Annotated in this window: 24 protein-coding genes, 1 tRNA gene and 1 pseudogene; 7 read left to right on the top strand and 19 right to left on the bottom strand. The window is 58.7% G+C overall.

The window, feature by feature from the left end; all coding sequences use genetic code 11:
* Positions 1 to 20 precede the first annotated feature (20 nt).
* Positions 21 to 296, bottom strand: a complete 276-nt coding sequence (locus BUB69_RS03410) for a peptidylprolyl isomerase (RefSeq protein WP_073162366.1) — start codon at positions 294 to 296, stop codon at positions 21 to 23.
* Positions 297 to 407: 111 nt separating this feature from the next.
* On the opposite strand from BUB69_RS03410, the gene BUB69_RS03405 reads away from it, so the two are divergent.
* Positions 408 to 1574 carry a PilT/PilU family type 4a pilus ATPase gene (locus BUB69_RS03405; RefSeq protein ID WP_073162364.1) on the top strand — a complete coding sequence of 389 codons (1167 nt, stop codon included), beginning with the start codon at positions 408 to 410 and terminating at the stop codon, positions 1572 to 1574.
* A gap of 10 nt (positions 1575 to 1584) precedes the next feature.
* On the opposite strand, the gene BUB69_RS03400 is transcribed toward BUB69_RS03405, so the two are convergent.
* From BUB69_RS03400 to BUB69_RS03355, 11 genes are all read right to left on the bottom strand, one after another.
* On the bottom strand, positions 1585 to 2343 hold the full coding sequence (locus BUB69_RS03400) for a 3-hydroxybutyrate dehydrogenase (protein WP_024688290.1): 759 nt from the start codon (positions 2341 to 2343) through the stop codon (positions 1585 to 1587).
* Between the two features lie 10 nt (positions 2344 to 2353).
* A complete protein-coding gene (locus tag BUB69_RS03395; protein ID WP_073162362.1) occupies positions 2354 to 3745 on the bottom strand; it encodes a GntP family permease in 1392 nt (463 codons plus the stop codon).
* Between the two features lie 254 nt (positions 3746 to 3999).
* Positions 4000 to 5415 carry a sigma-54 interaction domain-containing protein gene (locus BUB69_RS03390; protein WP_073162359.1) on the bottom strand — a complete coding sequence of 472 codons (1416 nt, stop codon included), beginning with the start codon at positions 5413 to 5415 and terminating at the stop codon, positions 4000 to 4002.
* Positions 5416 to 5474: 59 nt separating this feature from the next.
* On the bottom strand, positions 5475 to 7058 hold the full coding sequence (locus BUB69_RS03385; RefSeq protein WP_073162357.1) for an ABC transporter ATP-binding protein: 1584 nt from the start codon (positions 7056 to 7058) through the stop codon (positions 5475 to 5477).
* Between the two features lies 1 nt (position 7059).
* A complete protein-coding gene (locus BUB69_RS03380; RefSeq protein WP_073162355.1) occupies positions 7060 to 8082 on the bottom strand; it encodes an ABC transporter permease in 1023 nt (340 codons plus the stop codon).
* Entirely contained in the window at positions 8082 to 9146 is a 1065-nt protein-coding gene (locus BUB69_RS03375) for a microcin C ABC transporter permease YejB (RefSeq protein ID WP_024688285.1), read from the bottom strand. Before BUB69_RS03375 ends, BUB69_RS03380 begins: the two co-directional genes overlap by 1 nt.
* A complete protein-coding gene (locus tag BUB69_RS03370) occupies positions 9147 to 11009 on the bottom strand; it encodes an extracellular solute-binding protein (RefSeq protein ID WP_073162353.1) in 1863 nt (620 codons plus the stop codon).
* 202 nt (positions 11010 to 11211) lie between these two features.
* Positions 11212 to 11493 carry a peptidylprolyl isomerase gene (locus tag BUB69_RS03365; RefSeq protein WP_002553340.1) on the bottom strand — a complete coding sequence of 94 codons (282 nt, stop codon included), beginning with the start codon at positions 11491 to 11493 and terminating at the stop codon, positions 11212 to 11214.
* Positions 11494 to 11575: 82 nt separating this feature from the next.
* Positions 11576 to 12658 carry a 3-deoxy-7-phosphoheptulonate synthase gene (locus BUB69_RS03360; RefSeq protein WP_073162351.1) on the bottom strand — a complete coding sequence of 361 codons (1083 nt, stop codon included), beginning with the start codon at positions 12656 to 12658 and terminating at the stop codon, positions 11576 to 11578.
* Positions 12659 to 12986: 328 nt separating this feature from the next.
* On the bottom strand, positions 12987 to 13133 hold the full coding sequence (locus BUB69_RS28795) for a hypothetical protein (RefSeq protein WP_163032016.1): 147 nt from the start codon (positions 13131 to 13133) through the stop codon (positions 12987 to 12989).
* Positions 13134 to 13392: 259 nt separating this feature from the next.
* Positions 13393 to 13623, bottom strand: coding sequence for a DNA-binding protein (locus BUB69_RS03355; RefSeq protein WP_073162349.1), 231 nt, complete (start codon positions 13621 to 13623; stop codon positions 13393 to 13395).
* Between the two features lie 82 nt (positions 13624 to 13705).
* On the opposite strand from BUB69_RS03355, the gene BUB69_RS03350 reads away from it, so the two are divergent.
* The 5 genes from BUB69_RS03350 (at position 13706) to BUB69_RS03330 (ending at position 17428) form a co-directional block, all read left to right on the top strand.
* Positions 13706 to 14068, top strand: a complete 363-nt coding sequence (locus tag BUB69_RS03350) for a helix-turn-helix domain-containing protein (RefSeq protein WP_073162347.1) — start codon at positions 13706 to 13708, stop codon at positions 14066 to 14068.
* 154 nt (positions 14069 to 14222) lie between these two features.
* Positions 14223 to 14867, top strand: coding sequence for a response regulator transcription factor GacA (gene gacA, locus BUB69_RS03345; protein ID WP_024688281.1), 645 nt, complete (start codon positions 14223 to 14225; stop codon positions 14865 to 14867).
* A 2-nt stretch (positions 14868 to 14869) separates the two neighbouring features.
* Entirely contained in the window at positions 14870 to 16693 is a 1824-nt protein-coding gene (uvrC, locus tag BUB69_RS03340) for an excinuclease ABC subunit UvrC (RefSeq protein ID WP_073162345.1), read from the top strand.
* A 32-nt stretch (positions 16694 to 16725) separates the two neighbouring features.
* Positions 16726 to 17286, top strand: coding sequence for a CDP-diacylglycerol--glycerol-3-phosphate 3-phosphatidyltransferase (gene pgsA, locus BUB69_RS03335; RefSeq protein ID WP_024688279.1), 561 nt, complete (start codon positions 16726 to 16728; stop codon positions 17284 to 17286).
* A 66-nt stretch (positions 17287 to 17352) separates the two neighbouring features.
* Positions 17353 to 17428: transfer RNA gene (locus BUB69_RS03330), tRNA-Gly, on the top strand.
* 104 nt (positions 17429 to 17532) lie between these two features.
* On the opposite strand, the gene BUB69_RS03325 is transcribed toward BUB69_RS03330, so the two are convergent.
* The 7 genes and pseudogenes from BUB69_RS03325 to BUB69_RS03295 all read right to left on the bottom strand — a co-directional run bounded on the left by BUB69_RS03325 (position 17533) and on the right by BUB69_RS03295 (position 24291).
* Positions 17533 to 18879, bottom strand: coding sequence for an MFS transporter (locus tag BUB69_RS03325; protein ID WP_175561644.1), 1347 nt, complete (start codon positions 18877 to 18879; stop codon positions 17533 to 17535).
* Positions 18880 to 19119: 240 nt separating this feature from the next.
* A complete protein-coding gene (locus tag BUB69_RS03320) occupies positions 19120 to 19908 on the bottom strand; it encodes a 5-oxoprolinase subunit PxpA (RefSeq protein ID WP_073162342.1) in 789 nt (262 codons plus the stop codon).
* Positions 19901 to 20842, bottom strand: a complete 942-nt coding sequence (locus tag BUB69_RS03315) for a 5-oxoprolinase subunit C family protein (RefSeq protein ID WP_073162340.1) — start codon at positions 20840 to 20842, stop codon at positions 19901 to 19903. Before BUB69_RS03315 ends, BUB69_RS03320 begins: the two co-directional genes overlap by 8 nt.
* Positions 20839 to 21629, bottom strand: a pseudogene (pxpB, locus tag BUB69_RS03310) (5-oxoprolinase subunit PxpB). Before pxpB ends, BUB69_RS03315 begins: the two are co-directional and overlap by 4 nt.
* Positions 21630 to 21789: 160 nt before the next feature.
* Positions 21790 to 22215 (bottom strand): VOC family protein, encoded by a 426-nt coding sequence (locus BUB69_RS03305; RefSeq protein ID WP_024685024.1) that lies wholly within the window; start codon positions 22213 to 22215, stop codon positions 21790 to 21792.
* 183 nt (positions 22216 to 22398) lie between these two features.
* A complete protein-coding gene (locus BUB69_RS03300) occupies positions 22399 to 23262 on the bottom strand; it encodes a LysR family transcriptional regulator (protein WP_073162338.1) in 864 nt (287 codons plus the stop codon).
* 132 nt (positions 23263 to 23394) lie between these two features.
* Positions 23395 to 24291: a LysR family transcriptional regulator gene (locus tag BUB69_RS03295; protein ID WP_073162336.1), complete on the bottom strand. Its 897-nt coding sequence runs from the start codon at positions 24289 to 24291 to the stop codon at positions 23395 to 23397.
* A gap of 123 nt (positions 24292 to 24414) precedes the next feature.
* Between BUB69_RS03295 and BUB69_RS03290 the strand changes: the two genes are divergently transcribed.
* Entirely contained in the window at positions 24415 to 25512 is a 1098-nt protein-coding gene (locus tag BUB69_RS03290; protein ID WP_073162333.1) for an NADH:flavin oxidoreductase, read from the top strand.
* Positions 25513 to 25521 lie beyond the last annotated feature (9 nt).

Here is a 25521-nt window from a genome sequence, read left to right as displayed (position 1 = left end):
GCGCAGGCGGGCCGTTTTCGTCAATCCCGGTAAAACACTTGCACCAGGTGGTAACCGAACTTGCTCTTGATCGGCCCGTGCACGGTGCGCAGCGGTTTCTTGAAAATCACCTGATCAATGGCGCCCACCATTTGCCCAGGCCGCACTTCGCCCAGATCGCCGCCGCGTTTGCCGGACGGGCAGCTAGAATGCTTCTTGGCCAATACGTCAAACGCTTCGCCCTTGGCGATACGCTGCTTGAGCTGTTCGGCCTCTTCGGCGGTTTTCACCAGGATATGGCGGGCCTGTGTTTTCATGTCTCGATACCCAGCAACTGTAAAAGCCTGCCATTATGCCTGTCCTTGTCGCATCTGGCGCTCAGGCGACAGGCAAACGTTTTTCCACCCTGATTTCGTACGGTAGTGATTATGGATTTCCCGGCGTTGTTGAAGATTCTGGCCAGCCAGGACGGATCGGACCTGTATCTTTCCACCGGAGCGCCGCCCTGCGCCAAGTTCAACGGTGTGCTCAAGCCAGTGGGTACTGAAACACTCAAACCCGGTGACGTGGCGAAGATCGCCCAGGGCCTCATGGATGAGGAGCAGAAACTCGAATTCCTGCGCGAGCTGGAAATGAATCTGGCCGTATCATTGGCCGGCATCGGGCGATTCCGCATCAACATCTTCATGCAGCGCAACGAAGTGTCCATCGTCGCGCGTAACATCAAGCTGGACATCCCGCGTTTCGAAGACCTGTATTTGCCGCCGATCCTGCTTGACGTGATCATGGAGAAGCACGGCCTGGTGCTGTTCGTGGGCGCAACCGGTTCGGGCAAATCCACCTCGCTGGCGGCGTTGATCGATTACCGCAACCGCAATGCCAGCGGCCATATCATCACCATCGAAGACCCGGTCGAGTTCATCCATCGGCACAAGAAATCCATCGTCAATCAGCGTGAAGTAGGTGTCGACACCCGCAGCTTCAGGGCTGCGCTGAAAAATACGCTGCGTCAGGCACCGGATGTGATTCTGATCGGAGAGATTCGCGACCGGGAAACCATGGAGCATGCGCTGGCGTTCGCCGACACCGGGCATCTGGCGATCTCGACCCTGCACGCCAATAACGCGAACCAGGCACTGGACCGGATCATTAATTTCTTTCCCGAAGAGCGTCGTGCGCAATTGCTGCACGACCTGGGTAACAACCTCAAGGCGTTCGTGTCCCAGCGCCTGGTCAAGACCCCGGATGGCAAGCGTCGCGCGGCGGTGGAAGTGATGATGGGTACACCGACGATCCGCGATTTGATCCAGCGCAACGAGTTCAACGAGCTCAAGGGCATCATGGAAAAATCCGGCAGTCTGGGCATGCAGACGTTTGATACCGCGCTGTTTCAACTGGCGGTCGAAGGGGCTATCAGCGAAGAGGAGGCCCTGAAGCACGCCGACTCGCAGAACAACCTTCGCCTGCGCCTCAAACTGCATGATGAGGGCAGCGCGACACAGGTGACCACTGCGCCTGCCGCCCCCGTCGGGTCGAGCAAACCTAACATGTCCGAGTGGGGCCTGGTCGGCGACGAGCCGCCGTCCAAAGCCTGAGCTCCGACGACTACTGCGCCAGCCAGCCGCCGTCGACGTTCCACGCGGCGCCACGTACCTGAACGGCGGCATCGCTGCACAGAAACAGCGCCAGTTCTCCCAGCTGTTGCGGTGTGACAAAGTCCAGCGACGGCTGCTTTTCGGCCAACAGGTCGTGCCGCGCCTGCTCGGTGCCGCCTCGGCTGTCGATCTGTTGCTGCACCAGAGGCGTCAACACCCAGCCGGGGCAGATGGCGTTGCAGGTGATCTGGGTGGATGCGGTTTCCAGCGCAACGACCTTGGTCAGGCCGATCACGCCATGCTTGGCAGCCACATAGGCTGCCTTGCCGGTCGAGCCCACCAGCCCGTGTACCGACGCAATGTTGATAATCCTGCCCCAGGCCTTTTTGCTCATGCCCGGCAGGCACAGGCGCGTGGTGTGGAACACTGAGGACAGGTTGATGGCAAGGATTGCATCCCAGCGTTCGACAGGAAAGTCCTCGACGCTGCTCACGTGCTGAATGCCCGCATTGTTGATCAGAATGTCGACACCGCCGAACTCACGCTCGGCGTACTCGATCATGTCCGCGATCTGTGCAGGGTCGCTGACGTCGGCGGGGTGATGCCCGACCTTGCCGCCTGCCTGTTCGACCTGCCTGATGACCTCGGTTGTGTCGCCAAAGCCGTTGAGAATCACATCGGCACCGGCTTTAGCCAGTTGCAGTGCGATGCCCAGACCGATGCCGCTGGTGGAGCCGGTGACGAGTGCGGTTTTGCCTTGCAGACTCATAAATAATTCCTTACACGATGCCGGTGGCATAGAACGTTGCGATCACGACGAACACCGCCAGCGTCTTGATCAGCGTGATGCCGAAGATGTCCTTGTACGCTTCGCGGTGGGTCAACCCGGTCACGGCCAGCAGGGTAATCACCGCGCCGTTGTGCGGGAGCGTGTCCATGCCGCCGCTGGCCATGGCGGCGACCCGGTGCAGGACCTCCAGTGGAATGTTTGCGGCGTTGGCGGCGGCGATGAAGTTCTGCGACATGGCGGCCAGCGCGATACTCATGCCGCCGGAAGCGGAGCCGGTGATGCCGGCCAGCAGTGTCACGGTGATCGCCTCGTTGACCAGAGGATTGGGGATGCTCTTCAAGCCATTGGCGAGCACCAGAAAGCCCGGCAACGACGCGATGACCGCACCGAAGCCGTATTCGGAGGCAGTGTTCATGGCTGCCAGCAACGCACCACTCACGGCGCTCTTGGTGCCCTCGGCCAGCTTGCACTGGATGGCGCGGAAACCGAAGACCAGCACCATCAGGATGCCGACCAGCAGTGCAGCCTCGACAGCCCAGATAGCCGTGACCTTCGCCACTTCAGTCTGTACAGGTGCTGCCATTCCCGGTAGCGCAAGGGTGTGGGTCTTGCCGTACCACTGTGGGATCCACCAGGTAAACAGCAGGTTCATGATGCCCACGGCCACCAGCGGTGAGAGCGCCAGCCAGGGATTGGGTAATTTCAGATCCGAAGCCGTCTCCGGTTCGTTGCGCAGCTCGGTGCCGTAGCCTTCACCGGCACGCTGGGCCTTGTTGCGCTGGCGCTGCAGATAGAGCATGCCGGCGCAGAACACGAATACCGTGCCGATGAGCCCCAGCCAGGGCGCCGCCCACGCTGTCGTGTTAAAGAACGTGGTCGGGATGATGTTCTGGATCTGCGGCGTGCCGGGCAGGGCATCCATGGTGAACGAGAACGCGCCCAAGGCAATAGTCGCCGGAATCAGACGTTTGGGAATGTTGCTCTGTCTGAACATTTCGGCGGCGAACGGATAGACCGCGAACACCACAACGAACAACGATACGCCGCCGTACGTCAGCAGCGCGCAGACCAGCACGATCACCAGCATGGCCTGACGTGTGCCGAGTACGCCGATGGCAGCCGCCACGATGGAGCGCGAGAACCCTGAAAGCTCGATCAGTTTGCCGAACACCGCACCCAGCAGAAAGACGGGGAAATACAGCTTGATGAAGCCGACCATCTTGTCCATAAACACGCCGGTAAAGGCAGGAGCCACCGCCGAGGGATCCGTCAGCAGCACGGCCCCCAACGCAGCAATGGGCGCGAATAAAATAACGCTGTAGCCACGGTAGGCGGCCAACATCAGCAGCGCCAGCGCTGCCAGTGCAATGAGAACGCTCATCAGGTGTCTCCTGTTGTTATTGTTTTTACGGGGCATCAGCGTGCCCTGGGATCGACATAGCGGGTTTCGTGCCATGTGTTCAACGCATTGAAATTAAAGGTAAATTTTTATTCGGGTGGACGGCGAAGCAGGCTATTGTCCACAAAGAGAGACATCAGGTTCTCCGTGCGGCAGCTGCAGCGCCGAAAACTGCATGAAGAGACCTGAAAATACGAGGTTACAGGGTTGTCTCTGAAAAGAGACTTGATATCCCGTTATTGAGACTCGGCGATGCCCAGCATCGCCATCTTCTTGTAGAGCGTCGAACGTCCAAGCCCCAATTGCCGGGCCGCTTGCACGACGCTGCCCGCGCATTGACGCAACGTGGTCTCGATCACATGCCGATCGAAACGTTGACGCGCCTCGCTGAATGTCTCCTGCTGCAGGATCGGGCTGCTCGCGCTGGGCAGAGGTGAGGTCAAGGGCGTCGACGTGCCTATCGCGGCATGAACGTCTTTGGCCGTCAGCAGCGCCTCATCGCTCAGCAGCGCCGCCCGTTCCAGCACGTTGCGCAACTCGCGGATATTGCCGGGCCAGGCATGCCTTGCCAGCACGCCCAGGGCTTCGTGTTCCAACTCGTGATGGCTGCGTAGCTCTTCGAGTATCGCTTCACTGAGTGCTGGCAAGTCTTCCAGACGTTCACGCAGCGGCGGCACGTTGATCGGCAGCACGTTCAACCGGTAATAGAGGTCGGCGCGAAACTCGCCACGCTTGATCGCCGCTTCCAGATCGGTCGAGGTGGCAGCGATGAGACGCACATCGCTCTGAAGGACTTCGTTGGAGCCGACAGGTTCGTATTCCTTCTCCTCCAGCGCACGCAATAGCTTGCTTTGCAGGGCCATGGGCATGTCACCGATCTCGTCCAGAAACAGCGTGCCGCCCTGGGCGATTTTCAGTTTTCCGGGGCGGCCCTTACGGTCTGCGCCGGTGAACGCACCCGGCGCGGTGCCGAAGAACTCTGCCTCCAGCAGTGTTTCCGGGATGGCTGCGCTGTTGATGCTCACGAACGGCTTGTTGGCGCGGGGCGAGGCATTGTGGATGGCATGAGCGAGCAGTTCCTTGCCGGTGCCGGTTTCGCCGAGCAGCAGCACGGGAGATTGAGTGCTGGCGCTGCGTCTGGCGCGGCGTTTGACTTCCAGCGACGCCTCGCTGGTACCGATAAAGTGCGCAAAGCTGTACTTGGCCTGACGCGCCTTGAGCAGCGAGCGCGTATTCGCCAGTTCCTGCTGCATGTTCAGGTAGCGACTGAGCAGCGGCGAGAGCGTCTGCAACTGATCGAACAGCGCAAAGCCGATGGCGCCAATCAATACACCTGAACCGTCATGGATCGGCAGGCGCATGACCACCAGCGGGTCCCTGGCGGTGTCCATCATGTCCAGCAGAATCGGTTGTCCATCCCTTGCCACTTGCCGTAGCAGGCTGCCGGGGATCACGTTTTCGCAAGGTTGGCCGATGGCCAGGGTCGGGTCCTGCAGCCCGAAGCGTCGCGCATAACGCTTGTTGATCCAGACGATGCGCGCATCCTTGTCGACTATGACTGTGCCTTCGCTCGACTGCTCGATGATCTCGAACAACGAACGGATCGCAAGGCGCTGGATGCTCTGATGGTCGTTCAGATTGTTGTCTTTCATGGGGATGTTCCGTCAGGGAGCGGACGCCTGGCCGCACAGACTGCTGCGTTTTTACGCGATCAGATAAAACCTGGATGCGCTGCCGCCAGCAGCTCCTGTGTGTAGGGGTGCTGTGGCGAATCGAACACCGCGTGACTGGCCCCTTGCTCGACGACCTTGCCATCCTTGACCACGATTACATCATGGGCCAAGGCCTTGACCACCGCCAGATCATGACTGATGAAAAGATAGGTCAGTCCGTGTTTCTCCTGAAGTTCGCGTAGCAGCGCCACGACCTGTTTCTGAACCGTGCGGTCCAGCGCCGAGGTTGGCTCGTCAAGCAGGATCAGCGCAGGTTTGAGCACCAGCGCCCGGGCAATGGCAATGCGTTGGCGCTGGCCACCGGAAAACTCGTGCGGGTAGCGATGACGGCTCTGTGGATCGATGCCCACTTCTTCAAGTGCGCGTATGACCTCGACGTCGCACTGGACCGGGTTCAGCCCGCCGTGCATCTCCAGGCCTTCGCCGACGATTTGCGCCACTGACATCCGCGGGCTGAGGCTGCCGTAGGGGTCTTGAAAAACCACCTGCATTTCCTTGCGCCATGGCCGCATCTGCTTCTGGCTAAGACCGTCCAGCGCGTGGCCACGAAAACGGATGCTGCCGCGTGAGTCCAGCAGGCGCAGGATCGCCTGGCCCAGCGTCGACTTTCCGGAGCCCGATTCACCAACGATGCCCAGGGTCTTTCCGCGCTCGATACTCAAGCTGATGTCATCGACCGCTTTGAGGTATTCCTTGTGTCGCCTGAAGATGCCACCCGTCAGCGAGAACCAGACTTTCAAATGGTCGACTTCCAGCACTTTTTCCCGGGCATCACGCGGCAGGGGCTCTCCCGCAGGCTCGGCATCGAGCAGCAAGCGGCTGTAAGGATGTTGCGGTGCCTTGAAGAGCGACTGACAGTCGGCCTGCTCGACGACCTCGCCTGCGCGCATCACGCAGACGCGCTGCGCAACGCTGTGCACCAGATTGAGGTCATGGCTGATCAACAGCAGCGACATGCCCAGACGCTGTTGCAGCTCCTTGAGCAGCAGCAGGATCTTGCGCTGCACGGTGACGTCCAGTGCCGTGGTGGGCTCGTCGGCGATGAGCAGTTCCGGCTCGCAGGCCAGCGCCATGGCAATCATCACCCGTTGTCGCTGGCCGCCGGACAGTTCATGGGGATAGGCCTTCAGGCGTTTGTGCGGCTGCTGAATGCCCACCAGTTCGAGCAGCTCGATGATGCGCCTCTGCGCTGCACGACCGCCCATGCCTCGGTGCAGCAGCAGGGTTTCACCGATCTGTTTGGCCACGGTGTGCAAGGGGTTCAGCGAGGTCATGGGCTCCTGAAAGATCATTGCGATGCGGTTGCCGCGCAGTTCACGCAGGGTTCGGTCATCCGCGCCGACCAGTTGCCGGCCGCGATAGGTGATGCTGCCGGTGGTGACAGTGCCGCTTTCAGGCAGCAACTGCAGGATCGAATGCGCGGTGACCGACTTGCCCGAACCGGATTCCCCGACCAGTGCCAGGCACTCGCCCGGACGGACATCCAGGCTCAGATTGCTCACCACCTTCTGGCCGCTGAACGCGATGCTCAGGTTGCGGATTTCAATCAGGTTGTCAGTCATTTCAGGACCTCGGGTCGAAGGCATCGCGCAGCGCCTCGCCAATGAACACCAACAGGGTCAGGATCAGGGCCAGGGCGAAGAACGCCGTCAGACCCAGCCATGGCGCTTGCAGGTTTTGCTTGCCCTGGGCGATCAGCTCACCCAGCGATGCACTGCCGGCGGGCATGCCGAAACCGAGAAAGTCCAGCGCCGTCAGCGTCGAGATGGCACCGGTAAGAATGAACGGCAGGTAGCTCAGTGTGGCGTTCATGGCGTTGGGCAGGATGTGGCGAACGATCACGGTTCGGTCGCTCAGCCCGAGTGCACGCGCGGCTTTCACGTATTCCAGATTGCGTCCGCGCAGGAACTCGGCGCGCACCACGTCGACCAGCGCCAGCCAGGAAAACAACGCCATGATGCCCAGCAGCCACCAGAAATCAGGTTCGACGAACCCCGACAGGATAATCAGCAGGTAAAGCACCGGCAGACCTGACCAGACCTCCAGCAGCCGTTGGCCGAGCAGGTCCACCCAGCCACCGTAATAGCCTTGAAGCGCGCCCGCCGTGATACCAATCAAGGCGCTGATGAAGGTCAGCGCCAGCGCAAACAGGATCGACACCCGCGCCCCGAAAATGACCCTGGCCAGCACGTCACGCGCCTGGTCATCGGTGCCCAGCCAGTTAGTGGCAGACGGCGGGCTGGGTGCGGGGATGGTCAGCTCATAGTTCGGAGTGTCGTCGCTGAACGGAATGGGCGGGAAGAGCATCCAGCCGTCACCTTTGGTGATCAGGCCATGCACATACTCACTGCGATAATCCGGCTGGAAGGGCAGCTCGCCTCCGAACGCCTGTTCGGTGTAGCGTTTGAACACCGGGAAGTAGAGCGAATGCTTGTAGCTGACCACCAACGGCTTGTCATTGGCGATCAGTTCGCCACCCAGCGTCAGGGCGAAGAGCGCGCAGAAAAGCCACAGCGACCACCAGCCCCGGCGGTTGGCGCGAAAGCGTTCAAGGCGGCGACGTGCCAGCGGAGAAAGGCTGTGCATCATGCATTCCTCGCGCTGAAATCGATTCGGGGATCGACCAGGGTGTAGCAGATATCACCCACCAGTTTGATCAGCAGCCCGAACAGAGTAAAGATGAACAGCGAGCCGAACACCACTGGATAATCTCGTGAAACGGCGGCCTCGTAACTCATGCGCCCCAGGCCGTCCAGCGAGAAAATCACCTCGATCAGCAGCGATCCGGCAAAGAACACGCTGATGAACGCTTGAGGAATACCCGACACCACCAGCAGCATGGCGTTGCGAAACACGTGCCCGTAAAGCACGCGGCGTTCGCTCATGCCCTTGGCTCGGGCGGTGATCACGTACTGACGAGTGACTTCGTTGAGAAACGAATGCTTGGTCAGCAACGTCAGCGAGGCGAATCCGCCAATGACCAGCGCCGATACCGGCAGCACCAGGTGCCAGAAATAATCGGCAATTTTGCCCAGCGTCGACAGCTGCTCGAAGTTATCCGACACAAGACCGCGCACTGGAAACCAGTTAAGCGAAGTGCCCCCGCAGAACACCACCACCAGCAGCATGGCGAACAGAAAGGCGGGTGTGGCGTAACCGATGATGATCGCGGTACTGCTCCAGATATCGAACTGGCTGCCATGTTTGACGGCCTTGCGAATGCCCAGCGGGATCGACACCAGATAGGTCAGCAGCGTCGCCCAGAGCCCCAGAGATATGGACACTGGCATCTTTTGCAGAATCAGGTCCGTGACGGTTGCACCGCGAAAGAAACTGTTGCCGAAGTCCAGCTGCGCGTAATTCTTGAGCATCAGCCACAGACGCTCATGCAATGGCTTGTCGAAGCCATACTGATGTTCGATTTCCTTGATCAGCTTGGGGTCCAGCCCTCGGGACGCTCTGGATTGCCCCGCACCGGCTGACTCAGATGCGCTGGCGCCCGCCGTGGTGCCGCCAATGCCTTGCAACCGTGCAATGGCCTGTTCCACCGGTCCGCCGGGTGCGGCCTGCACGATAAAGAAATTGACCAGCAGAATGCACAACAGCGTGGGGATGATCAGCAGCAATCGGCGCAGGATGTAACCCAGCATTCACTTCATCTCCGAGACAAGGGCAGAGGCGCCACGTTTGGCTGAGAACTGCTCATTGGTCAGGGGTGTCGGGCTGATTTCCCACCACGTCTCGATGGCCTCATTGTTGCTGGCCTGGATTTTCGGAATCCCGAAACGGTTCCACCATACCGTGGAAGAACCCGGCGGATAGTAATTGGGGATCCAGTAATAATTCCATTGCAGCACCCGATCCAGGCAGTGCGCGTAGTCAGTCATCGTCTGTTTGTTGTCGGCCTTGAGCAGTCCGGCGATGAGCGTGTCCACCGCAGGATCCTGCAAGGCCATGTAGTTGCTGGAGCCCGGATCCATCGCTACTTTGGAGCCGAAGCTGTTGTACAGCTCAGAGCCCGGCGACGTGGAAACCGGGTAGCCGGTGACGATCATGTCGTAATCGCGGGCCATGACCCTGTTCAGGTACTGCGCCGCGTCGATCCGGCGTATATCGAAATGAATGCCGATCTGCGCCAGATTGCGTTTGTAGGGCAGCAGCATGCGCTCAAAGCCCGACTGGCCGTTCAGGAAGGTAAAGCTGAACGGCTGGCCCTGGGCATTGACCAACTCATCGCCTTGAGGTGTCCAGCCAGCTTCTTTCATCAGCGCCAGCGCTTGCAGTTGCTTGTCACGGATAAAACCGGTGCCGTCGGTCTTGGGCGTTTTGTAAACCGTATCGAACACTTGGCCGGGTACCTGGCCGCGCAACGGTTCAAGGATCTTGAATTCTGCAGGCGTTGGCAGCTCGGTGGCGGCCAGTTCGGAATTGGAAAAATAACTGTCCTGACGAATGTACATGTTGCGCATCATTTGCCGGTTGGTCCATTCGAAATCCCACAGCAGTGACAGGGCCTGACGCACGCGCCGGTCCTTAAACATCGGTCGGCTCAGGTTGAATACGAACCCCTGCGAGCTTTGCACGGCGCCCTTGGCCAGATGCGCTTTCTGCAGTCGACCATCCGTCAGTGCAGGGCTGTCGTAGCGGATTGAATAGCCAGTCGCGGAGAACTCCCGGTTGTAGTCGTAGGCGCCGCCCTTGAGCACCTGGCGGGCGACATCGATGTCGCCGAAGTATTCGATGCTGAACGTGTCGAAGTTGTACAGGCCGCGGCTGACCGGCAGGTCCTTGCCCCACCAGGTCGGGTCACGCTCGAACGTGATCGAGCGGCCGGGATCAACGTGGGCGATCTTGTAAGGGCCGCTGCCAGGTGGCACTTCGAAGCCGGCCCCGCTGGCAAAGTCGCGAGTTTTCCACCAGTGCTCGGGAAACACCGGCAGCGCGGCCAGATCCAGCGGTAGCGTGCGGTTATCGGTGTGTTTGAAGTCGAAACGGATCTGCGTGGGTGACTCGACTTCCAGACCTTTGACGGCTTCGAACTGGGTCCGGTACTGCATGCTGCCTTGGGTCATCAGCAGCTCGTATGTGTATTTCACATCATTGGCCGTGATCGGCGTCCCGTCAGCAAAGCGCGCCTTGGGGTTTAGGTAGAAACGCAGGGACAGGCCGTCCGCGCCGCGTTCCATCTTCTCGGCCACCAACCCGTAAACGGTGTACGGCTCGTCCATCGAGCGTACGGCCAGTGGCGAGTACAGCATGCCGTTGATTTGCGAGACGCCCATACCTTTGTCAGTGAAAGGCATCAGGTGATCAAACTGACCGATTTCCAGCGCCGAGCGACGCATGCTGCCGCCTTTCGGCGCGTCGGGGTTCACGTAGTCGAAGTGCTGAAAGTTGGCGGGGTAGCGTGGCGTTTCCCCATAGACAGTGAGGGCGTGTTGCGCGGCAGCGAGCAGAGACGAGGAGGCCAGGGCCAGCGTTACAGTGATCAGTGAAGAAAAAACAAAACGCATTACTCGAATCCTGAATGACCGTAGAAGCGCCCGGCATCGTGTTGGAGGCAGCGGTATCTTCTACAGATAAATCCATGATTCGCCAAGCGGGCAAGCAGCTGGACGCTGCACGGAACATGGCGCGAGGTTGTGCGGCGAGTGTACGACAAACAAAAACGGCCCATCCGAAGATGAGCCGTCGAGTAGCCAGCGGGCGACAGGATCAGTCCTGGCGGCTGGTCACTTCCAGCAGGTGGTAACCGAACTGAGTCTTGACCGGACCCTGAACGGTGTTGACCGGGGCGCTGAATACGACAGTGTCGAATTCCTTGACCATCTGGCCTGGACCAAACGAACCCAGATCACCGCCCTGGCGGCTGGATGGGCAGCTCGAATTGGCTTTGGCGATTTCAGCGAAATCAGCGCCGCCTTCGATCTGTGCCTTGAGTTCGTTGCACTTTTCTTCGCTCGAAACAAGGATGTGGCGGGCAGTGGCTTTAGCCATGGGGAAAAATCTCCTGTGAAAAAAAAGAAACAGCCTACCGGAATCAGTTCAGCATTTCCTGACAAAGTTCCTTCGAATCACGTTATCTGTAGCGCAACCGATCAACTGTGTGGCGCAGCAGTTGCTCGGTGCCGGTCCAGCCCAGGCAGCCATCGGTGACCGATACGCCGTATTCGAGTGTTCCGCTCAAGGGCTGGCAGCCATCGAACAGATGGCTCTCGATCATCATGCCTATTAGCGATGTGTCGCCCTGCAGGCGTTGCTGCAGCACGTCATTGAAGACCTGCGGCTGGCGCAGCGGATCTTTGCCGCTATTGGCATGGCTGCAGTCGACCATGATGCGCGCGGCGATCCGCTGTTTCGCGAGACTCGCCTGTACTTTGGCAATGCTGGCGCTGTCGTAGTTTGGCCCGCTATGCCCGCCGCGCAGCACGATATGCGTGTCCGGGTTGCCTCGGGTTTCGATGATGGCCGGGTTGCCGTGGCTGTCCATGCCGAAATGACGATGCGGGTGGGCTGCCGAACGGATAGCGTCGCTGGCAACCGCCACGCCGCCGTCTGTGCCGTTTTTGAAACCTACCGCCATGGGCAAACCACTGGCCATTTCCCGATGGATCTGCGATTCGGTGGTCCGCGCGCCGATAGCTACCCAACTGAGCAAGTCGTCGAAGTAGCCGGCTGCCATGGGCTGCAGAATCTCTGTTGCCACGGGCAGGCCCATGTACAGCATCTCGCGCATCAACTCACGTGACAGCTTGAGGCCTACGGCCATGTCATCACTGCCATCCAGGCGAGGGTCGTAGGCCAGACCTTTCCAGCCCACGGTCGTGCGAGGCTTCTCGACGTAGGCACGCATCACCAGCAGCATCTGGTCGCTGACCTCGGCAGCCAGATTGGCCAGACGTTCAGCGTATTCGAGTGCCGATTGTGGGTCGTGAAGGGAGCAGGGGCCGACGATGACCAGCAGGCGTGAGTCTTCGCCTTCAAGAATGGCTCTGATAGCGCGACGATGAGCGCTGACCTGTTCGGTCAGGGCGTTGCTGAGGGGCAGGCTGCTCTTGAGTTCAAGCGCGCTGGGCAGGCGCTTCGAGACAGCAATACCCTGTGGCAGGGTAATCAAAGGGTTCGACAGGTCGGATGGTTTTACGGCAACGGACGAATTCATGTTCTGGCTTCCTGGGCTGGCGGGTTAGTTACCCGCGCAAAGCCCTACTGGGGTGTTCGACAAAGGGCCGGTTCGGCCATGCGTGTGCAGTTGCCACCTGGCAGTGACCGATCGGAGGCGGCTGGCTGGCCCGAACGGAGGTTGCTAAATCGCCAGGCGAAGTCGATGTCGTTGCGGTAATAAGTGGCGTAGTTCATGTCGTGTTCCTCGATTCGATTGAATGTGATGTTTTCTGGAGTCTTAAAAAGCAAAACCCCCGGTCGGGGAGCCGACCGGGGGTAGAGAATTCTCTGGTTGGCGTCCCCTTGAAATGGGCGCCGGATGGGTATCAGGCGCGCCAGTGGCTAAACCAATACCCGTAATAAGCGTTGAGCTGGAGCTGGCCCATCGCTGGCACAACCCGCACAGACACGCCATTCACCGAGCGGCAGGCGCTGGCGTGGGCGATGAGCTGTGAGTGATTGGGTTGCAGCATGGTGTGTCTCCGTGGAATGAGCACGAGCTTACTTCAGGCGAGTGCGCTGATTCAATTGGAAAATTCAATCGAGTCAATGATCGGCGCAGTGGCCCACACGGCATGGGTGAACGGACAGGTCTGGAGACATCAAAGGGCAGGGGCGGGCAGTTGCAGGTGGGGTGCGGACAAAAGCTGTCGGAAAAAGCTGTTTAGTCGGTCCGCATGTACCGTCTGGCAATTAAGAATTCTAGAGCAGGCGAATCAGACGATTTACTGATCAATCAAGGGGCTGCTTCGGCCCTGCATCTCCCGACGGGATGATGCCGATCTTCATCCCCAGCAAAACCGCGACTTTATGAGCCTCGCCGCGTTTCCCTTTCTTGCGTCCTGCCAAAATCTGATAGGTCGTCGCAGGGTCAATGCTGTTCTCACGGGCAAATTCTTGAACAGATTTACCCTGTTGTTCGAGCCAGGCCTTGGCTTGTGCAGCGGTACGTATTCCGGGCATAGTTCAAAACCGTTCAAATCAGTTTAATTTTAGCTGGATCTTACCATTCGTAAGGATGGGGTCAACAAGGTTGTGCATTCAAATGAGTGGAATAGGGTACCGACTAAGAAAAGAAAGAGACCGTCTGGGGCTGTCTCAGCGTGCCTTCGGTGAAATCGGTGGGGTGGAAGCGAATGCTCAAGGAAAGTATGAAAGCGGCAATCGTGCCCCCAAGGCCGACTATCTGGCTGCGGTCGCCGCCAAAGGTGTCGATGTGCTCTACGTACTGACGGGTACACCCACCCCGATACCTTTCGACAATCTCAGTGTCGCCGAGGAGAAGGTTCTTGGCAGCTACCGTGTACTCGACAAGGAAGATCAGGATGCGATCATGCGGCTGACCACCACCATGGCTGAGCTGTCAGCTTCGTACAGTACCGCTGAAAAATCGCAACCCGACGATTGAGGCCGACAATACGGGCCTTTTCGTCTCCATAGGTGAGATAGCGTTGTCTGTGTTTCGACAAAGGGCGTGAAAACGCCAACATCCGCTAGGTCAGCCGCGCCGTTTTTTGTTATGGTGAATGGCATTCGTTATGACCGTTGCGCGAGGTGTCTGCTTGATTAGGGTGCTAGTTGTCGATGACCATGATCTTGTCCGGACAGGCATCACACGCATGTTGGCCGACATAGATGGTTTACAGGTGGTGGGTCAGGCCGATTCCGGCGAAGAGGCGTTGAAGAAGACGCGCGAGCTCAAGCCTGATGTCGTGTTGATGGATGTCAAGATGCCGGGGATCGGCGGGCTCGAGGCGACGCGCAAGCTGTTGCGCAGTCACCCTGATATCAAGGTCGTGGCCGTCACCGTCTGTGAAGAAGATCCTTTCCCGACTCGTCTGCTTCAGGCTGGCGCAGCGGGTTACATGACCAAAGGTGCAGGTCTTGCGGAAATGGTCCAGGCCATTCGCCTCGTTTTCGCGGGTCAGCGTTACATCAGTCCGCAGATTGCCCAGCAGTTAGCGCTGAAATCGTTTCAGCCGCAGGTGAACAATTCGCCGTTCGATCTGCTTTCCGAGCGTGAGATCCAGATTGCGTTGATGATCGTGGGCTGCCAGAAGGTCCAGACCATTTCGGACAAGCTGTGCCTGTCGCCAAAAACCGTAAACACTTACCGTTACCGAATCTTTGAGAAGCTCTCCATCAGCAGTGATGTCGAACTGGCGTTGCTGGCTGTACGTCACGGCATGGTGGATGCCAGCGCCTGAACATGACCCAGACCTTTGATCCAAGTGCATTTCTGGCGACCTGCAGCGGTCGTCCAGGCGTTTACCGCATGTTCGATGCCGAAGCGAAGCTTCTGTATGTGGGCAAGGCCAAGAACCTGAAGAAACGGCTTGCGAGTTATTTCCGCAAGACCGGGCACGCGCCCAAGACGGGCGCTCTGGTAGCGCGCATCGCGCAAATCGAAACCACCATTACCGGCAACGAAACTGAAGCGTTGTTGCTTGAGCAAACGCTGATCAAGGAATGGCGGCCGCCCTACAACATTCTCCTGCGTGACGATAAGTCCTACCCGTATGTCTTTCTGTCCGATGGCAAGTTTCCGCGTCTGAGCATTCATCGCGGTGCTAAAAAGGCAAAAGGCCGTTATTTCGGGCCTTATCCAAGCGCCGGCGCCATTCGTGAAAGCCTGAGCCTGCTGCAGAAAACCTTTCTGGTGCGCCAGTGCGAAGACAGCTACTTCAAGAATCGCAACCGACCTTGCCTGCAGTATCAGATCAAACGCTGCAAAGGGCCTTGTGTCGATCTGGTCGAGCCAGAGGTGTACGCGGAAGATGTGCGTCACTCGGTGATGTTTCTTGAGGGCCGCAGTAATGCCTTGAGCGATGAGTTGAACGCAGCGATGGAAAAGGCTGCCATGGCGCTGGATTTTGAGCGTGCGGCCGAATTGCGTGATCAGGTTGCCCTGTTGCGGCGCGTCCAGGATCAGCAGAGCATGGAAGGCGGCACCGGCGATGTTGATGTGGTCGCCGCGTTCGTCAACCCGGGCGGTGCTTGTGTGCACTTGATCTCGGTGCGTGGCGGGCGTGTGTTGGGCAGCAAGAACTTCTTCCCGCAGGTAGGTATCGAGGAGGAGGTTGGCGAAGTGATGTCAGCGTTCCTGGCCCAGTACTTCCTCGGTGGCGTTGACCGTGAACTGCCCAGCGAGGTGATCGTCAACGTCGTCAATGAGGATTTTCCGGCGCTGATTGAGGCGATTGAAGAGTCACGCGGTCGCGAGATGACCATCAGTCACAGGGTGCGCGGTACGCGTGCGCGCTGGCAGCAACTGGCTGTGACCAATGCCGAGCAGGCTCTGGCTGCACGCCTGGCGAACCGTCAGCACGTTGCATCACGTTTCGAGGCGCTGGCCAAAGTATTGAATCTCGATGAAACGCCTGTGCGGCTGGAGTGCTATGACATCAGTCACTCCAGCGGTGAAGCGACGGTCGCATCGTGCGTGGTGTTCGGTCCTGAGGGGCCCATCAAGTCGGACTATCGCCGCTTCAATATCGAGGGCGTCACAGCGGGTGACGATTACGCAGCCATGCACCAGGCGCTGACCCGGCGCTACAGCCGTATCAAGGACGGGGAGGGCAAGTTGCCCGACGTGCTGCTGGTTGACGGGGGTAAGGGGCAGATGGCCATGGCGCGGGACGTGCTCAACGAACTGGCGATCCCCGACCTCATTCTGCTCGGCGTTGCCAAAGGCACGACGCGCAAGGCCGGCTTTGAAACGCTCTACCTTAATGATGCTGCCCATGAGTTCACACTGCCCGGCGACTCGCCTGCGCTGCACCTTATCCAGCAGATTCGCGACGAGGCGCACCGTTTTGCAATCACCGGACACCGCGCCCGTCGTGGCAAGACCCGCCGTACATCGACCCTTGAAGGCGTGGCAGGTGTGGGGCCGACCCGTCGTCGCGACCTGCTCAAACACTTTGGTGGCCTGCAGGAATTGTCCCGTGCGAGCATCGATGAAATAGCAAAAGCACCCGGAATCAGTAAAAAGCTGGCAGAGTCGATTTATGCAAACCTGCACAGCGAGTAGAATGCCCGCTCACCTCGTAGCCAGTTGTGCCGATGAATATCCCTAATCTGATTACCGTACTACGCGTTTTACTGATTCCGATCTTCATTCTGTTGTTTTACATGCCTTATCACTGGAGCTACATGGCAGCCAGCGCGGTGTTCGCCTTTGCGGCGGCCACTGACTGGCTCGATGGATATCTGGCGCGTCGTCTGGAACAAAGTACGCCTTTTGGTGCGTTTCTCGACCCTGTGGCCGACAAACTTATGGTGGCTGTCGCACTGGTTTTGTTGGTGCAGGCGCACGCCAACCTCTGGCTGACGCTGCCCGCAGCAGTGATCATCGGGCGCGAGATCGTGATCTCGGCCCTGCGCGAATGGATGGCCGAAATCGGAGCCAGGGCTCAGGTGGCAGTGTCCAGCATGGGCAAATGGAAAACCGCGGCACAGATGCTGGCGCTGGTTATCCTGCTGGGCAATCCTCCGGCGATCACATTTTGGGTCATTCTGGGGTACGCGTTGTTGTTGATTGCGGCGGGGTTGACGTTGTGGTCGATGGTGCAATACCTGAGAGCCGCCTGGCCGCATCTCAAGACAACGGCAGAAAAAAAATAAGTTTTCGAATCAAGGGCTTGACGTAAAACTTTGAGGCGCTAGAATGGCGCCCGTCAACACGACAATGCGGGAATAGCTCAGTTGGTAGAGCACGACCTTGCCAAGGTCGGGGTCGCGAGTTCGAGTCTCGTTTCCCGCTCCAGATTAAAGAAAAAGCCACTCTACCGAGTGGCTTTTTTTTGCCTGCGATTTTTGATCCGGAGGCTGTGAGGGGCATTGCCGTTGCGAGCGAGTTGTAATGTCGATCTACCTGAGCAGGTCGCCTTTAGAGGTCTCACGCAAGGTCAGGATTGCCAACAGCGCGCAGACTGCAGCGCCCGCCATGAAATAACCCGGTACCAGCAGGTTTCCGGTCTTGGTGATAATGGCGGTCACCACGTAGGGCGTGATTCCCCCACCGAGGATGGCGCCCAGGTTGATGCTGATCGCCATGGCGGTGTAGCGCACACGTGTCGGAAATTGCTCTGCATACGTCGGATAGCCAACGGATTGCACGACTGGCATGGGCAATGTGGCGACAAACATCGCCAGTGCGGCGATCCACAGACTGCCGCTGTCCATGAGTACCATCATGGGAATGACCAGTACGGCGTAACCTGAAAAGCCGATGCTTAGCGCTTTCTTGCGCCCAATGCGGTCTGACAACCCGCCCCAGAAAGGCATCATGGCGGCCATGCACAGACTGATGACCGCAATCACCCAATAGACTTTTGACTTATCGAAATGCAGGTACGTCGTGAGGTAGATGTTCATGAAGACCATCCCGATGAAGTACCCGGCATTCTGTGCAGACGCGAACACGATGACCCGCAGCAGCGACGGCAGGTTCTTGCTGAAGACTTCTTTTACCGGGGCCACCGGAGGCTTTTCCTTGGCCAGGAAAGCCTTGAATTCAGGTGTTTCTTCAACGTTATGGCGCATGTAAAACGAAAACAGAACCAACGGGATGGACAGGAAAAACGGAATGCGCCATCCCCACGCCTGCAGCTGTTCGGTGCTAAGAAGCCCGGTCGTGATACCGCAGACGATTGCGCCTGTAGCACCACCCACTGCAACCCCAAGCGGGGTAAATGAACCAAAGAAGCCGCGTCGGCCGTTGGGGGACGACTCAGCCACAAAGGCAGCAGCGCCCACCACCTCGCCACCTGCGAAGAAACCTTGTGACAGGCGCAGCAGCACCAGCAGAACAGGTGCCGCCAGGCCAATCTGAGCAGTGGTGGGCAACACGCCAATCAGCGCTGTCGCAGTACCCATACCGATTACGGTGCTGAGCAGAACCCTGCGCCTGCCGATCCGGTCGGCAAGGCGGCCAAGCAGCACGCCGCCAATCGGACGTATAACGAACGCGATGCCAAAAACCGCCAACGTGGCGAGCAGGGCGGCGGCAGGGTTGTCACCGGGAAAGAACAACGGCGCGATAATCGTCGCCATGTAGCCGTAGATACTGAACTCGTAATATTCAACGGCCGTGCCGGTGGCAGACGCCATTGCGGCACGTTTGGCAATAACGGCTGATGGGGTGACATCGGCAGTCGTTTGCACGGCGACGTCACTGTCGGTGGCGTTCGTTATTTCAGAAAGAGCACGAGACATAAATACCTTCCGCTCTGGCCTGGGGCCAAATGAGTTGTGCGGCAGAGTGTTCTGCCTTAAAAGTTTCGTACCGAAAACCGACCGTGCACCGTTTATCCAGGCTTTAAGCCGTCGACATAATGCGTACTCGATGAGTCAGTGTTCGGACGAGGTTTTAAGCTCGGCAGTCAAAGCGTGAGGGTTGATTCACAAGGCATGTTGTTTTCCTTTTTTTATTGTGGTGAGCAGTGTGTAAGTTGATTAACCGGGCAGTTGTTCACGGTGATCCCGATACTCAGGTCTCTTGAGGATGACGCCTTCACGGATGAGCGCTTGCCGAATCGCGCTGGCAAACGCCACAGCACCCGGCTGATCACCATGAATGCACAGGGTGTGCGCTTTCACGGGAGTCCAGACGCCTTGCAGCGTGCGTACTTCGCCCAGGTGGATCATGTTCAGGACTTGATCGATAGCTTCATGGACGCTTTCGATCATCGCACCGGGTTTGCCACGGGGTGTCAGTGTTCCGTCCTCCTGATAACTGCGGTCGGCGAATACTTCCTTTACCACTTTCAAACCCTGTTTTTCGCCCGCCGTCACCAGCGCACTTCCCGACAAGCCGAACAGCATCAGCGCTGGATTGATGTCCTTGATTGCGCTGCAGATCGCGTCGGCAGTTTGCGGGTGTATAGCCGCCAGGTTATAAAGTGCGCCATGCGGTTTGACGTGACGCAGTTCAATGTTGGCCGCTGCGGTGAAACCCGATAAAGCGCCGACCTGATAAACAACAAGCTCATACACTTCGTCCGCCGACAGTGTCATCCTGCGACGACCGAAGCCTTGTAGATCATCGAATCCCGGATGTGCACCCACCGCTACGCCCAGGGTCGCCGCCAGCGCGACTGTGGCACGCATGGTGCGTGAATCACCCGCATGAAAGCCGCACGCAATGTTGGCGGAAGTGAGGTGAGGAAGAATGGCCTGGTCGTCACCTGCGCGATAAATGCTGAAGCCTTCACCCAAGTCACTGTTGAAATCAATCTCAGGCATTGAACACCTCCATTGCGTTGAGTGTACGAGCCCGAGCCAACAGCAAGTCTTCAGCCATTTTCAGATCGATCATAGAAAACCGGATCTTGTCGCCGGGCAGCAACTGCGCCAGCAAAGGCAAGTCAACGCTGACCACCTGCGCAATCCTGGGGTATCCGCCGGTCGTTTGTCGGTCTGCCATCAGGACCAGCGGTTGACCGCTGGGAGGCACCTGGACAGTGCCAAACGCGACGCTTTCAGAGAGCATCTCCTTGTGTGCAGACAGCGCCAACGAGGTACCGTCGAGCCGGTAGCCCATGCGATCCGAGTCGCCGGTCAGCGTGTACTCGCCGCTCAGAAAGTCCTCCTGGGAGCGAGCGGTAAAGTCTTTCCATTCTCGCCCTGCGACCACTCTAATGGGGTCGCAGGCGACGTTCTCGTACAGGCCGATGCGGGGGATGGCGCTGGTGCGAACCGGATTGGCGAACGATGAGCAGATAGGGATCAGGTCACCTGTTTGCAGTGCCCGACCTCGCAATCCGCCGAACCCACCGCGCGAGTAGGTGCTGGAGCTGTTCATCAGCGGCTGCAGCAAAAAACCACCGGCCACCGCCAGATAACTTCGTGCGCCGTGTCGCCGTGCGCCAAAGCTTAAAACGCTCCCCGGGTGGACCCTGACCGGCACGCCTGGTTTAAGCGGAACAGCATCCAGTTCGGCACCCAGGTCTGCGCCGGCAAGCGCGATGACCGCTTTGGCCTGAAACTGCAAGGTCGGACCCAAGAGGGTTATTTCCAGGGTGCTGAACGTGCGCGGGTTACCGACCAGGAAGTTGCACAGCGCATGTGCATCTTCGTCCATCACGCCCGTTACGGGCACGCCCCAATGCTGGAAACCGTGTCGTCCGGTGTCCTGGAAGGTGGAGAGCATGCCGGGTTTGATGACCTTGATTGTCATTTCGCGTTCCCCCGGGCCAGCTGTTCAAACTCGTGGTGGGTAATAGGTACAAATCGAATCTTGTCGCCGCCTTTCAACAGGCAGGGCGGTTCAGCGGCAGGCGAGAACAGGTGTAAAGGCGTGCGGCCTATCAGGTTCCAGCCGCCGGGAAGATCCGCGGGATAGATGACGCTTTGCCGGTTGGCGATACCCACGCTGCCCTGTGGGACCCGCGTGCGTGGTGTTGCCTTGCGAGGCAGCGACAGCGCGCTGTCATGCATGCCTATATAAGGATGGCCCGGCGCGAGCCCACCATCAGTACGTCCAGCCATTGCGCGGAGTGAGCCGCAATCACCTCGTCGACAGTGATCAGGCAGGCGCGTGCGATGTCCTCAAGATCGGGAGCGTATTCGGGTGCGTAACACACGGGAATCTCGATAAAAGAGCCGTTTTGCCCGGCCGTGTGCTGCGACGCTTTCAGGCCCTGACTGATCAGCGTACACATTGACGCGTAAGGCGAAACATCGGGGTGCAACGTGGCGACCTGCTCGGGAGCGTAATGAACGCCCACCGTCACCATCGCAGAGACAACATCTGTCACACCTGGCAGCAAGCCCTGTGCGGCCAGATCGCGTAAACGACTGCCCACCGATGCAGCTTGACGATTGAGATCCAGCGAAAAAACGCTGCCGAAAACCAGGATCACGCAACGATCCCCGCAGGGCTCGAACTGAAATGGAGCAAGGGTTTCGTCGGGGTGATAAGCCACGGACTGTATCGGGGGGCTGTCGGCGCTGTGGTCGGACATCGTGGTCTCTATCCTCATGCGGCAGGGCGTAAGCATCGGCCACACGCCTGCGCCAAGACAGACAAAGCGTATGCTTTGATCCTGATCCTGCGCATCACGAAGGCTTCACGGCTTGAAAGTGCGCCGTCGCTCTACCGGCGACGGTCGCCTGAATGGGGCATCACTTGGCGAACAATTGGCTCATGTCCTTGAACGCTTTGAACTCCAGTGCGTTACCGCACGGGTCGAACAGGAACATCGTCGCCTGCTCGCCGACCTGGCCCTTGAAGCGCACGTAGGGTTCGATGACAAATTGAGTGTCACGCGCCTTCAGTCGCTCGGCCAGGGCTTCCCATTCGGGCCAGTGCAGGATGATGCCGAAATGTGGAACAGGAACATCGTGACCGTCGACGGCGTTGGAGTGTACGGATTCTTGCGACGCGGTTTTTGGATGCTCATGAATGACCAGTTGATGGCCGTAGAAATCGAAGTCTACCCATTGCTCACTTGAGCGGCCTTCGGAGAGGCCGAACACATCACCGTAGAAGTGACGAGCGGCCGCCAGGTCATAGACAGGTATTGCGAGATGGAAGGGGGAGAGGCTCACGGTGATTTCCTATTGATTTGTGTTGGTCTGAATCAATTCTTATCCGGAAAGCCCTTCGGGAAAAGCGGAGAATCTGTGTTCTGAGCACGAATAATTTCGATGCTCAAGCCGATTTTTGGTTGTTTCGCACCATAATTGTTCGTATCGCACCCGTGTGGCTCATTAGCGTGCAGACGTGCGGGCTCAAACAGCATCCAGCACGCAAGCCCTGAAAATGTTGAACAGCGGCGAATGTTTCTGGCGGTATTTCGAGATCAGCACGATCTCTCTGAAGAACGTCAGTTTGCCCAGCTCCACCACTCTGACGTCTGCCATGTGTTCAAGCCACAAACCGGCTTTTGGCACCAGCGAAACACCCAGACCGCTGCGTACCATTTTTACAATCGCATCCAGCTCATCGAGTTCCAGCGCCTGTTGAACATGCAGTTTGTGCTGCTTGAGAAACTGCGTCACCAGCCGCCCGCCAAACGACCCTCGGTCATAGCGCACAAAGGGTTGCTGGGTGAGGATAGTCAGCGGATCGTCACCCTTTACGTCCCAGGATGTGATCAACACGAAGGCCTCGCGGGCGATGACCTCGGCGTGCAGGTCTTTGGGAAGTGAGAATGGTGGCTTGATCATGATGGCCAGATCCAGTTCACCCGCATCCACCTGGCTGAGCAGGTTCAGAGAGACTCCGGGCACCAGGTTGGTTTCAATGAACGGTGCCTGCGACTTCAGGGCAACCAGCGCCTGGGGCAGAATGCCGGTCTGGACCGTGCCGATGGCCCCGATGCGTAGCGCCCCGTGAAAGTCGTTGCCGCTGTCAGCCGCACCCATCCGACCAAAGATCTGCAGGATTTCTTCAGCCAGCGGGATCGCCCGCTGCCCGGCTGAATTGAGTGTGGCGGACCGGCCGGTCCGATCAAAGAGTTTGACGCCCAACGTGTCTTCGAGGCTTTTGATCTGGGCGCTGACGGCAGATTGGGTCAGGCCGACCTGCTGCCCAGCCGCAGCAAAGGTGCCCCGTTGCGCCACACAGATGAAGGTTTTCAACTCTCTGATCATGTCAGCCTGGGTTCCAATAGGGGGATGCGTGGAGAGGGTAGTGATTTTCGCGCGTTTAACCAACAGCACGTCAGGCCGATGGGCTACTGGAGGTGTGCTGAAAAGGGCAAGCCTGGTCGATCTGCTTGTCGGTCAGGTCTGCATAAGGCTCTGCTCCTTGTTGAGCTCGGTTTCCAGATGCTCAACGAACACCCGGACTCTGTGAGGAACTTGCTGGCGTGTTGGAAGCACAGCGGTGATGGACAGTTGCTCGGGGACGGCATCGTTCAGTTCCACCAATTTGAGAACGCCTTGCGCAAGCTCGCTGCGAATATCCCAGTACGTCAGCATGGCCAGTCCCAGGCCCTGTCGGCTTGCAGTACGCACCGCCTCGACGCTGTTGGCCGAAAATGACCCATGGACTCGAACGCTCAGGGGGTCACCACCTTTCGAGAACGTCCAGCAGGGCATTGCGTGCAGCACAATGCATTGATGATGCCTGAGCTGATCAAGCGTTTCGGGCGTACCGAATCGCGCCAGGTAATCAGGGCTTGCGCAGACCACGCGCGGGTTGGGAGCCAGCGTTCTTGCCACCAGTGCCGAGTCGCGCAGCGTGGCGATGCGAATCGCGACATCGATACCAAGCCCGGCAATGTCGACGATGCTGTCCGACAGCGTAAGGTCGATACTGAGGGTTGGGTTGCTGGCGAGCAATGCGGGGAGCAGGGGCATGATGACCGTCTGGCCAAACACCGTTGGAGCCGTTACACGCAGCGTTCCGCCCGCGCTGCGCGTATCGGTTTTCAGCGTCGCGCGGGCCGTTTCGCTCGCCTTGAGCATCGTCCTGGCGTGAGGCAGAAATACCTCACCTTCAGGCGTGAGTGACACCGAGCGGGTTGTGCGATGCACCAGTCGTACGCCCAGATCGCTTTCCAGCGACGCGAGCCTTCTCGAGACCGTCATGGCGGACAATCCAAGCCGCCGCGCTGCTTCAGACAAACTGCCGCTGGCGGCGATACCGATGAAGACTTCTATTTCCGGGATCTGCATGACTCTATCCGTTTTCGTTAAGGCGCCTTATCGAAATTTCGTCTTCTACTGGCCTGTATGAGTGCTTATGGTGCCCCTTGCCCAATCAATTCGTGCAAAAAGCCAACGTAGAGGAAATGAAGAATGAACGCGACAGGCCCGCGTATTGTAACGCCGTTCGATATGAAACATCTGCGGTTGAAGAATCGCTTTGCGCTGGCCCCCATGACGCGCGTCAGCGCCACCGAGACCGGAAGTGCCACCGACACCATGGCGCGATATTACGAGCGATTCGCCAAGGGCGGCTTCGGGTTGGTGATCACCGAGGGCATCTACACCGATCGACTGTTTTCTCAGGGCTATCGGTTTCAGCCGGGTATCACCGACGAGCAGCAGGCGCTGGCCTGGCGGCCTGTCGTAGATGCCGTTCACCGGCATGGCACCGCTGTCATCGCGCAGATCATGCATGCTGGCGCGCTTAGCCAGGCGAACCGGTTCGTCGATGACTGTGCAGGCCCGTCGAGCGTTCGTCCCAAGGGTGAGCAGATGGCGTTTTATCGGGGTGAGGGCCAATACCGTATTCCTCGGGCCATGAGTGATGAGGACATTGCGGACGCCATTGCGGGATTTGCCCAAGCGGCGAAGCGGGCCGTCACAACGGCAGGTTTTGACGGCATCGAGATCCACGGCGCCAACGGCTATTTACTGGATCAGTTCCTCACGGACTATACCAATCAGCGTACAGATCGTTGGGGTGGCGATATCCGTCAGCGCCTTGGCCTGACCCTTGAGGTTGTCGCCGAGGTGAAAAAAGTCGTCGGCAGTGCGCCTGTAGGTGTGCGTATTTCGCAAGGCAAGGTCAATGATTTTCAGCACAAGTGGGCTGAGGGCGAGCAGGGCGCGGAGGTTGTCTTCGGTAGCCTGGCTGATGCAGGCGTCGATTTCATACATGTCACCGAGTACGAGGCCTGGCAGCCAGCGTTTGTCGGCAATGATGCCAGCCTGGTCACGCTGGCCCGTCGTTATGCGCCTGAGGTTACGTTGATAGCCAATGGTGGTCTGCACGACGAGAAGAGGGCCGAACAGGCCATTGAGAGTGGGGCGAACCTCATCGCAGTGGGCAAGGCTGCCCTGGCCAACCCGGACCTTGCACAACGGCTCCCGGAACGCCGTGCACTCAATGATTTCGATCCGTCGCTCCTTGGCCCGATTGCGGATATCAAGGACAGCGAGCTGGGCTAGGCATATTTC

It is taken from the genome of Pseudomonas asturiensis (genome assembly GCF_900143095.1).
Classification (GTDB): domain Bacteria; phylum Pseudomonadota; class Gammaproteobacteria; order Pseudomonadales; family Pseudomonadaceae; genus Aquipseudomonas; species Aquipseudomonas asturiensis.
This window is presented reverse-complemented; position numbering and strand designations above follow the sequence as displayed.

Bases quoted from the DNA above. Each gene is read 5' to 3' on its own strand.
- BUB69_RS03410 (WP_073162366.1), bottom strand. From the start codon at position 296: ATGAAAACACAGGCCCGCCATATCCTGGTGAAAACCGCCGAAGAGGCC.
- BUB69_RS03405 (WP_073162364.1), top strand. From the start codon at position 408: ATGGATTTCCCGGCGTTGTTGAAGATTCTGGCCAGCCAGGACGGATCG.
- BUB69_RS03400 (WP_024688290.1), bottom strand. From the start codon at position 2,343: ATGAGTCTGCAAGGCAAAACCGCACTCGTCACCGGCTCCACCAGCGGC.
- BUB69_RS03395 (WP_073162362.1), bottom strand. From the start codon at position 3,745: ATGAGCGTTCTCATTGCACTGGCAGCGCTGGCGCTGCTGATGTTGGCC.
- BUB69_RS03390 (WP_073162359.1), bottom strand. From the start codon at position 5,415: ATGAAAGACAACAATCTGAACGACCATCAGAGCATCCAGCGCCTTGCG.
- BUB69_RS03385 (WP_073162357.1), bottom strand. From the start codon at position 7,058: ATGACTGACAACCTGATTGAAATCCGCAACCTGAGCATCGCGTTCAGC.
- BUB69_RS03380 (WP_073162355.1), bottom strand. From the start codon at position 8,082: ATGCACAGCCTTTCTCCGCTGGCACGTCGCCGCCTTGAACGCTTTCGC.
- BUB69_RS03375 (WP_024688285.1), bottom strand. From the start codon at position 9,146: ATGCTGGGTTACATCCTGCGCCGATTGCTGCTGATCATCCCCACGCTG.
- BUB69_RS03370 (WP_073162353.1), bottom strand. From the start codon at position 11,009: ATGCGTTTTGTTTTTTCTTCACTGATCACTGTAACGCTGGCCCTGGCC.
- BUB69_RS03365 (WP_002553340.1), bottom strand. From the start codon at position 11,493: ATGGCTAAAGCCACTGCCCGCCACATCCTTGTTTCGAGCGAAGAAAAG.
- BUB69_RS03360 (WP_073162351.1), bottom strand. From the start codon at position 12,658: ATGAATTCGTCCGTTGCCGTAAAACCATCCGACCTGTCGAACCCTTTG.
- BUB69_RS28795 (WP_163032016.1), bottom strand. From the start codon at position 13,133: ATGCTGCAACCCAATCACTCACAGCTCATCGCCCACGCCAGCGCCTGC.
- BUB69_RS03355 (WP_073162349.1), bottom strand. From the start codon at position 13,623: ATGCCCGGAATACGTACCGCTGCACAAGCCAAGGCCTGGCTCGAACAA.
- BUB69_RS03350 (WP_073162347.1), top strand. From the start codon at position 13,706: ATGAGTGGAATAGGGTACCGACTAAGAAAAGAAAGAGACCGTCTGGGG.
- uvrC (WP_073162345.1), top strand. From the start codon at position 14,870: ATGACCCAGACCTTTGATCCAAGTGCATTTCTGGCGACCTGCAGCGGT.
- pgsA (WP_024688279.1), top strand. From the start codon at position 16,726: ATGAATATCCCTAATCTGATTACCGTACTACGCGTTTTACTGATTCCG.
- BUB69_RS03325 (WP_175561644.1), bottom strand. From the start codon at position 18,879: ATGTCTCGTGCTCTTTCTGAAATAACGAACGCCACCGACAGTGACGTC.
- BUB69_RS03320 (WP_073162342.1), bottom strand. From the start codon at position 19,908: ATGCCTGAGATTGATTTCAACAGTGACTTGGGTGAAGGCTTCAGCATT.
- BUB69_RS03315 (WP_073162340.1), bottom strand. From the start codon at position 20,842: ATGACAATCAAGGTCATCAAACCCGGCATGCTCTCCACCTTCCAGGAC.
- BUB69_RS03300 (WP_073162338.1), bottom strand. From the start codon at position 23,262: ATGATCAGAGAGTTGAAAACCTTCATCTGTGTGGCGCAACGGGGCACC.
- BUB69_RS03295 (WP_073162336.1), bottom strand. From the start codon at position 24,291: ATGCAGATCCCGGAAATAGAAGTCTTCATCGGTATCGCCGCCAGCGGC.
- BUB69_RS03290 (WP_073162333.1), top strand. From the start codon at position 24,415: ATGAACGCGACAGGCCCGCGTATTGTAACGCCGTTCGATATGAAACAT.